9 protein-coding genes are annotated in these 13,201 nt (G+C 58.3%); 6 read left to right on the top strand and 3 right to left on the bottom strand.

Going from position 1 to position 13,201, the window contains the following annotated elements; genetic code table 11:
- Genes dnaN through gyrB form a run of 4 tightly spaced genes read left to right on the top strand, consistent with a single transcriptional unit; the run spans position 1 to position 5,975 of the window.
- Positions 1 to 1,104, top strand: coding sequence for a DNA polymerase III subunit beta (gene dnaN, locus BY454_RS09715; RefSeq protein WP_104417146.1), 1,104 nt, complete (start codon positions 1 to 3; stop codon positions 1,102 to 1,104).
- Between the two features lie 20 nt (positions 1,105 to 1,124).
- Positions 1,125 to 2,381, top strand: coding sequence for an ABC1 kinase family protein (locus BY454_RS09710; RefSeq protein WP_104417145.1), 1,257 nt, complete (start codon positions 1,125 to 1,127; stop codon positions 2,379 to 2,381).
- Between the two features lie 13 nt (positions 2,382 to 2,394).
- Positions 2,395 to 3,561 carry a DNA replication/repair protein RecF gene (recF, locus tag BY454_RS09705; RefSeq protein WP_104417144.1) on the top strand — a complete coding sequence of 389 codons (1,167 nt, stop codon included), beginning with the start codon at positions 2,395 to 2,397 and terminating at the stop codon, positions 3,559 to 3,561.
- Positions 3,561 to 5,975 (top strand): DNA topoisomerase (ATP-hydrolyzing) subunit B, encoded by a 2,415-nt coding sequence (gene gyrB / locus BY454_RS09700; protein WP_104417143.1) that lies wholly within the window; start codon positions 3,561 to 3,563, stop codon positions 5,973 to 5,975. Before recF ends, gyrB begins: the two co-directional genes overlap by 1 nt.
- A 303-nt stretch (positions 5,976 to 6,278) precedes the next feature.
- On the opposite strand, the gene BY454_RS09695 is transcribed toward gyrB, so the two are convergent.
- The 3 genes from BY454_RS09695 to BY454_RS09685 all read right to left on the bottom strand — a co-directional run bounded on the left by BY454_RS09695 (position 6,279) and on the right by BY454_RS09685 (position 10,270).
- Positions 6,279 to 7,037 (bottom strand): VC0807 family protein, encoded by a 759-nt coding sequence (locus BY454_RS09695; RefSeq protein WP_104417142.1) that lies wholly within the window; start codon positions 7,035 to 7,037, stop codon positions 6,279 to 6,281.
- A gap of 110 nt (positions 7,038 to 7,147) precedes the next feature.
- Positions 7,148 to 8,425, bottom strand: a complete 1,278-nt coding sequence (gabT, locus tag BY454_RS09690) for a 4-aminobutyrate--2-oxoglutarate transaminase (protein WP_104417141.1) — start codon at positions 8,423 to 8,425, stop codon at positions 7,148 to 7,150.
- Between the two features lie 75 nt (positions 8,426 to 8,500).
- Positions 8,501 to 10,270, bottom strand: coding sequence for an ABC transporter transmembrane domain-containing protein (locus BY454_RS09685; RefSeq protein ID WP_181049680.1), 1,770 nt, complete (start codon positions 10,268 to 10,270; stop codon positions 8,501 to 8,503).
- 222 nt (positions 10,271 to 10,492) lie between these two features.
- Here BY454_RS09685 and BY454_RS09680 point away from each other — a divergent pair, with 222 nt between their 5' ends.
- A complete protein-coding gene (locus BY454_RS09680; RefSeq protein WP_104417140.1) occupies positions 10,493 to 12,286 on the top strand; it encodes an ABCB family ABC transporter ATP-binding protein/permease in 1,794 nt (597 codons plus the stop codon).
- 295 nt (positions 12,287 to 12,581) lie between these two features.
- A partial coding sequence (locus BY454_RS09675) for a hypothetical protein (RefSeq protein WP_146082704.1) occupies positions 12,582 to 13,201 on the top strand: 620 nt, incomplete at its 3' end.

Here is a 13,201-nt window from a genome sequence, read left to right as displayed (position 1 = left end):
ATGAAACTGACAATCAGCCGTGAATCCCTGCTCACCCCGCTGCAAAGCATTGCTGGCGTGGTGGAAAAGAAACAGACCATGCCGGTGCTGTCGAACGTGTTGCTGGAGGCGGAAGACAACACGCTGACACTCACGGGTACCAACATGGAAGTGGAGCTGGTGGCCCGGGTTACCCCGGTGCACGTGGATCAGCCCGGTCGTATTACCGTCCCGGCCCGGAAACTGGCGGACATCTGCCGGGCGGTCAGTGACGAGGCTCCGATTGACATGGCGCTGGAAGGAGATCGGTTGCACCTTCGGGCGGGTAACTCCCACTTTACCCTGTCTACCCTGCCCGCCGAGCATTTCCCGAACGTGGAAGATGAGGAAGAAAGCTTCCGTTTGGAGATGTTCCAGAAAGATCTTAGCCAGATGCTGGATGCCACGGCTTTTGCCATGGCCCAGCAGGACGTGCGTTATTACCTGAACGGCCTGTTGCTGGAGGTGGATCAGGGTCACGTTCGTACCGTTGCCACCGATGGCCATCGACTGGCCATGGCGCATCAGGACATGGAAACCGGCTGCCCGGAACTGCGCCAGGTGATCGTGCCGCGTAAGGGCGTGCTGGAACTGGCTCGTTTGCTGGACGATGTGGAATCGCCGGTGACCCTGGTGATTGGGGATAACCACCTGCGGGCCACCGTCGGCAGCTATACCTTCACTTCCAAGCTGATCGAGGGCAAATTCCCGGACTACAACCGGGTGATCCCACGCGGGGGTGACAAAGTGGTATTGGCGGACCGGGCGACCCTGAAAAATACTCTGCAGCGGGCCGGCATCCTGTCCCACGAGAACATTCGTGGTGTCCGCCTGAATCTGTCGTCCGGCCAGTTGCAGGTCTTTGCCAACAACCCGGACCAGGAGCAGGCCGAGGATGCGCTGCCGGTGGATTACGAAGGCGAAGCGCTGCAGATCGGCTTCAATGTGGGTTACCTGGTGGATGTGATGAATGCCCTGGACGATGACCAGGTGAAGATCACCCTGTCCAACCCGAACAGCAGTGCCCTGATTGAATCGGAAACCGATGTCGGCTGCCTGTACGTGGTTATGCCCATGCGCCTGTAAACGGGAATTTCAGACACTTCATGGCAGTGGTGACGGATGGCATCCGGGGCGCGTTACGAATTGGCCAGACCCTCTCGGTACTCGGACGTACCGGCGTAGACTGGCTGCGGGGGGATCGGCCGCCCGCGCCCCGCATGTTGCGCCAGACGTTTGAACGTCTTGGCGCCACCTACATCAAGCTGGGACAGTTCATTGCCAGTTCGCCCACGTTTTTCCCAAAAGAGTATGTGGACGAGTTCCAGTATTGCCTGGATAGAACCCCTAGCCTGCCCTTTGGGGAGATCCGAAAGCTCATCGCCCGGGAACTCGATCAGCCGCTGGAAACCGTTTTCAGTCATATCGAGCCCACCGCCCTCGCCTCGGCGTCCATTGCCCAGGTGCATGGCGCCCGGCTAGTCACCGGCGAACGGGTGGTGATCAAGGTCCAGAAGCCGGGCGTGGAAACGACCCTGGGCACCGACCTTAACTTTCTTTCCCTGTCTGCGCGAATCATCGACACCCTGGCCCCGAACCTGTCCTGGGCCTCGCTTTCCAGCATTGCCCGGGAAATCCAGCATTCGATGATGGAAGAGTGCGATTTCCACCAGGAAGCGGCCAACCTGAAAGCCTTCCGTCAGTTTCTGGAAGCGACGGACAACCAGGCGGTGACGGTCCCCAGGGTTTACGAACATTGCAGCACCCGGCGCATATTGACCATGGAGCGTTTCGACGGCGTTCCGTTGACGGATCTGGATAGCGTTCGACAGGTCACCGCGGACCCGGAAGGCACGTTGATATCGGCGATGAATACCTGGTTTTCCAGCCTTACTCGCTGTGAGTTCTTCCACGCCGATGTCCATGCGGGAAACCTCATGGTCTTGCAGGATGGCCGCGTGGGCTTTATCGATTTCGGCATTGTTGGGCGGATACGACCGGAAACCTGGTTGGCGTTGCGCGATTTTGGCAGTACTTTCCTGGCGCAGGATTTTAACGGGATGGCTGATGCCATGACCCGGATTGGTGTGACCGGCACCAATGTGGATCGCCAGGCATTGGCCCGTGATCTTCAGCGTCTGGCCCAACAACTGGAAAGCCCTTCTGAAAACCCATCCCGGGTGGAGGAGGACGTGAACGAACTGTTGATGGAAGTCGTGCGCGTGGGTGAGAATCACGGACTGCATTTCCCACGGGAGTTCGCGTTATTACTGAAACAGTTTCTCTATTTCGATCGTTACGTGCATATCCTCGCGCCGGGAATGGATATGCTGAAAGACGAACGATTGACCCTCATGCATTGAGGCCCTTCTCATTATGGCGCTCGTAAAACTCCAGACCCAGCATTTCCGGAATCTGGCGCCGGACACCATCTCCTTTTCCCCTTCGTTTAACCTGATTTATGGTGCTAATGGCAGTGGCAAGAGCAGCGTGCTCGAAGCCATTGGTTATCTCGGGCTTGGTCGTTCATTTCGTGTCTCCCGTCATCAGGCAGTGGTGGCCCACGGGCAGCAGAAGTTGACCGTATTCGGTGGGCTTGACCAGGGGCTCGAAACTGATCCGACGTCCGATGAGGCGGACCCGGAGCGGCTCGCCCATCGTCTGGGGATTTCCCGGGATATAGGACAAAAGGAAACGCTGCTGCGGGTGGACGGCGAAGCGGTTCGCAACCTGTCGCTGCTGGCCATGCACCTGCCGGTATCGGTTATTGACCCAGGGGTGTTTGATATCGTCGCCGGCGGCCCGGGGAAACGAAGACAGTTTCTGGATTGGCTGGTGTTCCACGTGGAACCTTCCTTTTCCACACTGTGGCAACAGTGTCAGAGAGTGACATCGCAGCGGAACAAAACGCTCAGAAATGGTAGAATGGACGAATCCCTGCTCCGGGTGTGGGACGCCCAGTACGGCACCCTGGCTGAGAAGCTCAGTGACGCCAGAGCCGAGGTGTTCAAACGGTTCAGAGTGGCGTTTGATGAGGTTCTTCAGGAGTTGGATGCAGGTTGGGCACAGGGGCTGAAAATGGATTTCTATCCAGGTTGGGATCGCTCCAAGCCGCTGACCGACGTGCTGCTGGGACACCGGGAGCAGGAGTTCCGGATGGGCCACACCCTGTACGGGCCGAACCGGGCGGATATTCGTCTCAAATTGGGCGGTCGGCCTGTGGCTGAAACCTTTTCCCGGGGCCAACAGAAAGCCTTGGTGATTTTGATGAAAATCGCCCAGGGGAAAGTTCTTAGCGATCAGGGAAAGCAGGTGACATTTCTGCTGGACGATATCAACGCCGAATTGGACGTGCGCCATCGGCAAATGTTGGCCCGAAAACTACAGGCCCTGCGGTGCCAGGTGTTTATTACTTCGATTGAACATCCGGAGCCAGAGGTGCTTTGGCCGGAAGGCGATGCACCGGAATACAGAATGTTCCACGTGGAACATGGCAAATTGACGGAAGAAAAAACCGGGGAACCCCCTCAGGAGTCTCATTAATGAGTGAATCGAACTACAATTCCTCCAGTATCAAAGTCCTAAAGGGACTGGATGCGGTGCGGAAACGCCCGGGCATGTACATCGGCGACACCGATGATGGCACCGGCCTGCATCACATGGTCTTTGAGTTGGTGGATAACTCCATCGATGAGGCGCTTGCGGGCTACTGCTCCGAAATTGGTATTCGAATCCACCCGGATGAATCCATCACCGTTCAGGATAACGGTCGCGGTATCCCCGTGGATATGCACGAAGAGGAAGGTGTCTCGGCGGCCGAAGTTATCATGACTGTTCTGCACGCCGGCGGTAAGTTCGACGACAACTCCTACAAGGTGTCGGGTGGTCTGCACGGTGTGGGTGTTTCCGTGGTCAACGCCCTCTCCTCTACCCTGACTCTCACCATCCGCCGGGACGGCAAGGTGTATGAGCAGTCCTACGAGCACGGCGTGCCGAAGGCACCGCTCACGGCGGTGGGCGATACCGATGCCTCGGGTACCAAGGTCCACTTCATTCCGTCTCCCGAGACCTTTACCCAGATCGAATTTCACTACGACATCCTGGCCAAGCGCCTGCGGGAACTGGCCTTCCTGAACCGCGGTGTCCGTATCCGATTGACCGATGAGCGTTCCGGCAAGGAAGAAGTCTTTGAGTACGAAGGCGGTCTGCAGGCGTTCGTTGAACACCTGAACACCAACAAGACGCCGATCAACCGGGTATTCCACTTCGACAACGAGCGTGAAGATGGTATCGCTGTGGAAGTGGCCATGCAGTGGAACGACGCCTTCCAGGAAAACATCTACTGCTTCACCAACAACATCCCCCAGCGCGACGGTGGTACGCACCTTGCCGGTTTCCGGGCCGCCCTTACCCGCTCCCTGAACAACTACATTGAGCAGGAAGGCCTGGGCAAGAAAGCCAAGGTCCACACCTCCGGTGACGACGCCCGGGAAGGTCTGACCGCGATTATCTCGGTAAAAGTCCCTGATCCGAAGTTTTCTTCCCAGACCAAGGACAAACTGGTGTCTTCGGAAGTGAAGACCGCCGTGGAGCAGGAGCTGTATCAGAAGTTTGCAGACTACCTGCAGGAGCAGCCGAACGAGGCCAAACTGATCGTCAACAAGATGATCGAAGCGGCGCGCGCCCGGGAAGCGGCCCGCAAGGCCCGGGACATGACCCGTCGCAAGGGTGCCCTGGACATCGCCGGCCTGCCCGGCAAACTGGCGGACTGCCAGGAAAAGGACCCCGCCCTGTCTGAGCTGTTCATTGTGGAGGGTGACTCGGCCGGCGGTTCCGCCAAACAGGGCCGGGACCGTAAGACCCAGGCCATCCTGCCGCTGAAGGGTAAGATCCTGAACGTGGAAAAGGCCCGTTTTGACAAGATGCTGTCTTCCGCCGAAGTGGGCACACTGATCACCGCCCTGGGCTGTGGTATTGGTCGGGAGGAGTTCAACCCGGATAAGCTGCGTTACCACTCCATCGTGATCATGACGGACGCCGACGTGGATGGCTCCCACATTCGCACCCTGCTGCTGACCTTCATGTTCCGCCAGATGCGCGAAATCATCGAGCGCGGCCACGTGTTTATTGCCATGCCTCCACTGTATAAGGTCAAGCGCGGCAAGCAGGAGCAATACCTGAAAGACGAAAAAGCCAAGGAAGCCTACCTGACCCAGACCGCCCTGGAAGGCGCTCAGCTGTTCGTGAACCCGGACGCCCCGGCCATCAAGGATTCGGCCCTGGAGACCATGGTGAAGGACTACCAGGCAGTGATGGCGATGATTGATCGCTTGTCCCGGGCCTACCCGGCCCTGGTACTCCAGCAGATGATCTACAACAGCACCCTGTCGCCGGAAGACCTGAAGGAAGAGGAGCCGGTGGCACGCTGGGTGGCCCGCCTGGGCGAAGGCCTGGACCTGGATACCCGTACCGGTACCAAGTACAGCTTCTCCGTGGCCCGGGACGAAGAGCGGCACCTGTACCTGCCCAAGGTGACCCTCTATGTGCATGGTATTCCCTACGAGCACGTGTTCGGCCATGACTTCTTCGAATCGTCCTCCTACAAGGCCATTGCCCGCCTGGGCGAGACCCTGGAAGGGCTGATCGAGGAAGGTGCCTACATCCAGCGCGGTGAGCGCAAGCAGGCGATCCTGTCGTTTGAAGGCGCCCTGGGCTGGCTGATGAAGGAAGCCCAGCGCGGTCTGAACATCCAGCGCTACAAGGGTCTGGGTGAAATGAACCCGGAACAGCTGTGGGAAACCACCATGGACCCGGAAACCCGCCGGATGATGAAGGTGACCATCGAGGACGCCATCGCCGCGGACCAGATCTTCACCACGTTGATGGGCGACGATGTGGAGCCGCGTCGGAACTTCATCCAGAGCAATGCGCTGGAGGTCAGCAACCTGGATATCTGATGGTTGCTGTGGGTTTTAAGCAGGCATAAAAAAACGGTGGCATCCGCGAGGAGCCACCGTTTTTTGTTTCCAGCCGTTAACTCCGTGCCAAGCAAGGGGGAGAGCTTTCAAAAACACGCTGTGAATACATCCCTGTAACGCTCGAGCTCCGCCCTTCAGCGCTTACTGCTCCTGCGTCGCGCTGAAGGTCCTGGGCTGGCCATCCTTGGCCAGCCCGTGAAGAGCTATTCGCTCTTCACCCATGGCTCCGCACGGTTTTTGAAAGCTCTCCCCCTTACTCGGCAATCATAGTAGGCCTCAAATTTAACCTCGCTCTTTCTTCCGCTGCTTTTCCTTCTCTTTCTCCACCAGATGCGGCGCCATCACCTCTTCCAGCGTATGGCCGGTCAACCGGCGAATGGTGCGCCACAGGTAATAGAAGATCAGCATCATCATGACCATCGAAGGGATGGCGATCATGGGGTAGCTGACCAGGGTCATCCGCCCCAGCTCCTCGTTAAAGGCCTCGGTGCCGGAGGGACTGACCACGATCCATTTGGCCAGGATGTAGTTCATGATCGAGGAAAATAGGAAAGTGCCGGCGAAGAAGTAGCTGGCTTTCAGCAGCCGGTTTTCAAACTCTTCCACACCACCGCGCTCCTCGAGTGAGGCATGGATCTTATCCACATCCAGCACGTTAGGGTTGTACAGCAACGTGCGAACCAGCGGATATTTGGTTCGGGTGGAAATCAGAACCGCCAAGCCAATAACGGCGGGCACGGCCGCTTCCTTAATCGCCAGCCAGCCGGCATCGAGTTCCAACAGGCCAATGCCTCCGGTCAGCGCAACACTGATTAGGCCCAGTAAGGCGATAAAGTTTTTCTTGTGGTAGCGGACCAACTCAAAAAGGCCCCAGCCCAGAGGAAAGGCCAGGCCGATGATCAGCGCGTTAACGCTGCCAAGATGCTCTTCTCCGCTGAATTTCATCAGGATGACCGAGGGAATAACGATGCTGACCAGCAGGTCGATCCAGGGGCGGGGTTGGTGGTCAGGTGTAGTGTTGGGTGACGATTGTGATGTCATGGAAATACCTGGGAAAAACAAAAGGCGCCGGAACCATCGTGCTCCGGGGGTGACCGGAGCAGTATACGATGATTGCGGCGCCTTTCGCGATCCTGTTAAAGCCGGGTTTTTCAGGCTCCGGCTTCTTTCAGGGCCTCTTCCACGATGGCCAGGCCCTCTTCCAGGATTTCGTCTTCAATGGTAACCGGCATCAGGAAGCGAATCGTGTTCCCAAACAGGCCACAGCTGAGCAGGATCAGGCCTTTTTCCTTGGCCTTCTTGATGACTGCTGCTGCCAGATCTGGCCGGGGCTTGTGGGATTCCTTGCTTTCCACCAGCTCGAACGCGGCCATGGCACCCAGGTTGCGGGAGTTATGCACATGCGCGAATTGGTCTTCCCACTGCTCGAACCGTACCCGGAGCTTTTCGCCCAGGTGCTGGGATTTCTCCAGGATGTTTTCTTCGGCAAAGACATCAAACACTGCGAGCGCAGCCGCACAGGCGGTCGGGCTGCCGGTGTAGGTGCCGCCGAGTGAGTTCGGCCCGGAAGAATCCATCACCTTGTCGGTGCCCACGATGGCGGAAATGGGCATGCCGTCGGCCATGGATTTCGCCATGGTCATGATGTCCGGCTGAACGCCGCTGTGTTCGACGGCGAACATCTTGCCGGTACGGCCAAAGCCACTCTGGACTTCGTCGACGATCATCAGGATGTCGTTGTCGTCGCAGATCTTGCGTACGGCCTTCAGGAACGCAGGCGATGCGACATAGAAACCGCCCTCGCCCAGCACTGGCTCCAGCACGATGGCCGCCGTGTTATGGGCCGGAGAGTCTGCCTTCATGGCAAGCTCCAGGCCACGAAGCGCTTCTTCCTCGCTGATGCCATGATAGGGAATCGGATAGGGGGCGCGGTAAACCAGGCCGGGCATGGGGCCGAAATCGGTCTGGTAAGGCGCGGCCTTGCCGTTCATTGCCATGGTCATGAAGGTGCGGCCGTGATAACCGCCGGTAAAGCAGATGACGTTGGTCTTCTTGGTCGCTGCCCGGGCAATCTTCACGGCGTTTTCCAGCGCCTCGGCACCGGAGTTCGCCAGCATGACCTTGGCGTGGCCTTTTACCGGTGCCACGCCAGACAGTTTTTCAGCCAGCTTCACGTAGCCTTCATACGGCATAACCGTCTGGCAGGTGTGCATGACTTTGTCCAGTTGGGCCTTCACGGCCTCAACCACTTTCGGGTGGCGATGACCAATGTTCAACACCCCGATACCGCCGGCGAAATCGATCATCCGTTTGCCGTCGGCATCCCATACTTCCGCATTCAGAGCGTGGTCAGCAAACTGGTTGTTAGGGCTGGCTGCCCCGGCTGCCACATAGCGTTCTTTGAGTGCCTGCAATTCTTTATTGCTCACGTTGTCGTTCTCCTGGGTTCAGGTTCACAAGTTTCCATTACAGTGTAGGTAGTCCGGTGCCAGGAAACAAACCCACTATTGAGCGCTTTCGGGCGGTTCATTGCGAAACTGGAGTTTGGCCAGTCGGCGGTAAAGTGGGCTATCCCGCATCAGTTCCTCATGGCTGCCCACGGCCAGCAGTCGCCCCTCGTCCAACACCGCAATGCGATCAGCGTCCCGCACGGTAGCTAACCGGTGGGCGATCACCAGCGTGGTGCGCTCGCTGGTGAGTTTCGGCATGGCCTGCTGGATGAGGTGTTCACTTTCCGCATCCAGGGCACTGGTGGCTTCGTCCAGCAGCAGAATCGGTGCATTGGCCAGCAGGGCTCGGGCAATGGCCAAGCGCTGTTTCTGGCCACCGGAGAGCCCGGCACCGGCGTCGCCCAGCTTGGTCTGGTAACCGTCAGGCAGGGCCTGGATGAATTCATGGGCATGGGCGATGCGCGCCGCCTGCTCTACTTCAGCCTGGTTGGCTTCCGGCCGGGCGTAACGGATGTTGTCCGCGACCGTGCCATGGAACAGGGCTGGCGTCTGGGGCACCAGGGCAAAACATCGGCGCAGGTCCGACAGGGACAGCCCCGCGGTGTCGATACCATCAATCAGGATGCGCCCGGCATCCGGCTGATAGAAATGCAGCAGCAGATCAAACAGGGTGGATTTGCCCGCGCCGGAAGGCCCCACCAACGCCAGGGTTTCCCCGGCCCGGACGGTCAGGTTGAGATCCGACAGGGCCGGTCGTTCTGGGCGACTGGGGTAATGAAAATCCAGTCCTTCAATCCGGATCTCGCCCGCTACTGCATCCGGCAACACCCGGGATACTTTTTCTCGCACAAATGCGGGCCGGGTCTGTAATAACTCGAACAGCCGGGCGGCGGACCCGGCGGCCCGCTGCAGCTCGCCAATGACCTCGCTTATGGCCCCGGCGGCCACCCCCACCAGCAGACTGTAGAACACAAAGGCAGCCAGTTCGCCGGGAGTGATCCGGCCATGGATCACGTCCAGCCCACCAATCCAGATCACAATGCCCACTGCGCCCATTACCAGCCCGATCACCAAGGTGGTCAGCCGGGCGCGTTGGCGGATGCGGGCCCGGGCCACCTCGAACGCATTTTCTGAAACGCCGGCGAAATGCTGGCGATCATGGGGCTGGTGGTTGAAGGCCTGCACGGTTTTGATCTGGGTAAGGTTCTCCCCCACGTAGCTGCCCACGTCCGCTACCCGGTCCTGGCTCAAGCGAGACAACTGACGTACTTTTCGGCCGAAAAAAAGGATCGGTGCAATCACTACCGGAAACCCCAAAAGGATGATGCTGGCCAGCTTGGCGTTGGTAACAAACAACAGCATCAGTCCGCCCACCAGCATCACGGCATTGCGCAGGGCAATGGAGACGGTGGAGCCAATGACCGATTGCAGTACGGTGGTATCGGCGGTAAACCGGGACTGTATTTCCAATGCCCGGTTCTCTTCAAAAAAGCCGGGGTGCAGGTCAATCAGGTGGTTGAAGACTTTCTTGCGAAGATCGGCAATCACCCGCTCGCCAATCCAGGACACCAGGTAAAAGCGGGCAAACGAACCGAAGGCCAGCCCCAGGACCAGTACGAAGAACAGGCCGATGGCCTTGGAGAGGTTTTCCGGTGACTCGGTGGCTAATCCCTGATCCACCAGAATACGTAAACCCTGGCCGAGGCCCAGCGTTACCCCGGCGGTAAACACCAGTGCTATCAATGCTCCGGCGACGGTGCGCTTATAGGGGCTGATGAATTCCGCGACAAGCTTCAGGGCTTTGCGGTGTCGGCTGTTAATCATGTGCCTCCGGGGTGTGGGCTACTGTAAACTCGGGCCTTTATACGATTCGTATCTTTGACAGGACCTGTCAACCTACGGGTGAAGCACGTATGGCCGGGAACACTTTCCGAGACACGCTGTGAATACGTCCCTGTACGCTCGGCAAAAGCCATCCCTGGCTTTTGACGGTCCCGGAAAGTGTTCCCGGCCATACGCGCCCAAACTTTGGAGTTACCGTTAACTGTGCGCGCCTACGCTGACAATGACTACCCCGCTGACCATAAACCGGACTGGAAAATCATCGCCGGCTTATGGCCCTACCTGACCGAATTCCGGGGTCGTGTGGCCCTGGCGTTGTCTTTGCTCGTGCTTGCGAAACTGGCCACCGTTTCCACCCCCATTGCCCTGAAATACATTGTGGACTACCTGGATCAGAACAGTGGTCAGGATTTGCTGCTGTGGATTCCGGTGCTTCTGGTGGTGGCCTACGGCCTGCTGCGTTTTGGCAGCACCCTGTTCAATGAATTGCGCGACGCCGTCTTCGCCCGGGTGGCGGAACGGGCGATGCGGCGGGTGTCATTGCGGGTGTTCGAGCATCTGCACCAGCGGGAGCTGGGCTTTCACCTGGATAGAAAGACCGGCGGTCTGGCCCGGGATATCGAGCGGGGCACCAACGGCATCAGTTTTTTGCTGCGTTTCACTCTGTTCAACATCGCCCCTACCCTGCTGGAAATCCTGCTGGTGGCGGGCATTTTATTGGTGGTGTTCAACGCCGGCTATGTGATTGCCATCTTGGTCGCCGTAGTGGTGTACGTGGTGTTCTCCATCAAGGTGACCGAGTGGCGAACCAAGTTCGTGCGCGAGGCCAATGCCCGAGACAACCAGTCCAATTCCCGCGCGGTGGACAGCCTGCTGAACTACGAGACGGTCAAGTACTTCAACAACGAGCGTTTCGAAGCCCAGCGTTACGACTCCGATCTGGAGGAATGGGAGCAGGCGCGACTGAAAAACCGCCTGTCCCTGGCCACCCTGAACGCGGGGCAGGCCCTGATCATCGGGGTTGCCCTGATTGTGATCATGGCCATGGCGGTCACCGAAGTCGCCAGTGGTGAGATCACCCTGGGCGATTTCACCATGATCAACGCGTACCTGTTGCAGCTGTTCATTCCCCTCAACGCCCTGGGGTTTGTCTACCGGGAAATCCGGCAGGCGCTGGTGAACGTCGAGCGGCTGTTCAAACTGCTTGGGGATAAACCCGCGATTGAAGATGCCCCGGATGCCCGCGAGCTGGCTGTGGATAAGGGCGAGATCCGTTTCGAACACCTCCACTTTGCCTACCGCAAGGACCGTCCGATCCTGCAGGACGTGGACTTCACCATCCCGGCCGGCCACAAGGTCGCAGTGGTGGGCGCCAGCGGTGCGGGCAAATCCACGCTCGCCCGCCTGTTGTTCCGTTTTTACGACGTAGATGAAGGCGCCATCCGCATCGACGGCCAGGACATTCGCGATGTCACCCAAGACAGCCTGCGCGCGGCCATCGGCGTGGTGCCGCAAGACACGGTGCTGTTCAACGACACCCTCTACCGGAACCTGGCCTATGGCCGACCGGATGCCACAGAAGAAGAAGTTCATCGGGCCGCGCGGATGGCCCATCTGGAACACTTTATCCACAGCCTTCCAGACGGCTATGACACGAAAGTCGGCGAGCGGGGACTCAAGTTGTCCGGCGGGGAGAAACAGCGGGTGGCCATTGCCAGAGTGATCCTCAAGAATCCGCCCCTGCTGATACTGGACGAAGCCACCTCATCACTGGATTCGTTGTCGGAACAGGCCATCCTGGGTGCACTGAAGGAAGTCAGCGAACACCGCACCACGCTGGTGATTGCCCATCGCCTGTCCACCATTCGGGACGCGGATACGATTCTGGTGATGGACGGAGGTAGAATCGTAGAAAGTGGTAGCCATAACGAGTTGTTGGCAACCGGTGGCCACTATGCCCATCTTTGGGAGCAGCAGCATCGGGGTGGGGATAACTAAAGGTTAAAGGATTAACGGCTAGGCCATCCAAAAGCCTGCTACTTCGGCGTGTTTATAGAGCTTCTTGTTGCTGGAGCCCCTGAGGTAGATGCCGTAATCTTGAAGTCGATAACAATGTGGGATAGCCTCTCGACCATTAACGGTCGGCCAAGATGGGCTGTCCGAGATAACAATCCCAAGGATGGAAACTGCTCATGGATGAGTCAGGTACGCTCCCCTTTTTGCTCTCGAAAGCCTTCCACGCCCCACAGGCCCTGCCCGACCCTCTGGATGACACCGCAGGAGGGGAAGCCTGATGACCATGCAAGCCCATGGAGAGACCACCACCAAGTTGCGCGCCAGAGGGCAGGATGTGTTTATTGAACCTGCCGACCAGCTCTTTTACATGGTGGGGCATAACACGCTGCTGGCCGTCCCAAAACAGCAGATGCTCGCCATGCTCACGGAAATGCGGTTACTTGAGGCCGTGGTCGAGGCGCAACAGAACGCCATCGCGCACCTGAAAACCCTTCAGGATAGTTACATTCAGGTGAAGCAGGCGAACTACTTCAAACCAGAAGGACGAGCCCTGATCGAACAGTCCGATAGACCCGAGATCCTGGAAAGAAAAATCCGGGTCGCCCAGGGTGAGCTGGACAGTGCCAATGAAAAACTGAGGGGCGTGCTAGCGCCCGTCAGCGGAGCCCAAGACCCATCCAACCCGATCGTGGAGCTTATTCCGATACAGCGCCGGGGAAGTCACGCCAGTCCCAACGGCTTTCGCATGGCCTACGCCCGGTTAAAGTCGATTCCCGCCGAATGTCGCCGATACTCCTCCAAACTTGAAAGCACGGCTCCGGTGGGCGACGACAACCTGCTCACAGACGGAGCGGTGGATTGGAATAAGCTAAAACAACAAATCACGGATATCGCGAA

This window comes from Marinobacter persicus, assembly GCF_002934325.1.
GTDB classification, from domain to species: domain Bacteria; phylum Pseudomonadota; class Gammaproteobacteria; order Pseudomonadales; family Oleiphilaceae; genus Marinobacter; species Marinobacter persicus_A.
The sequence above is the reverse complement of the archived record's forward strand: the minus strand, read 5'-3'. Positions and strand labels throughout refer to the sequence as shown.

Bases quoted from the DNA above. Each gene is read 5' to 3' on its own strand.
- dnaN (WP_104417146.1), top strand. From the start codon at position 1: ATGAAACTGACAATCAGCCGTGAATCCCTGCTCACCCCGCTGCAAAGC.
- BY454_RS09710 (WP_104417145.1), top strand. From the start codon at position 1,125: ATGGCAGTGGTGACGGATGGCATCCGGGGCGCGTTACGAATTGGCCAG.
- recF (WP_104417144.1), top strand. From the start codon at position 2,395: ATGGCGCTCGTAAAACTCCAGACCCAGCATTTCCGGAATCTGGCGCCG.
- gyrB (WP_104417143.1), top strand. From the start codon at position 3,561: ATGAGTGAATCGAACTACAATTCCTCCAGTATCAAAGTCCTAAAGGGA.
- BY454_RS09695 (WP_104417142.1), bottom strand. From the start codon at position 7,037: ATGACATCACAATCGTCACCCAACACTACACCTGACCACCAACCCCGC.
- BY454_RS09685 (WP_181049680.1), bottom strand. From the start codon at position 10,270: ATGATTAACAGCCGACACCGCAAAGCCCTGAAGCTTGTCGCGGAATTC.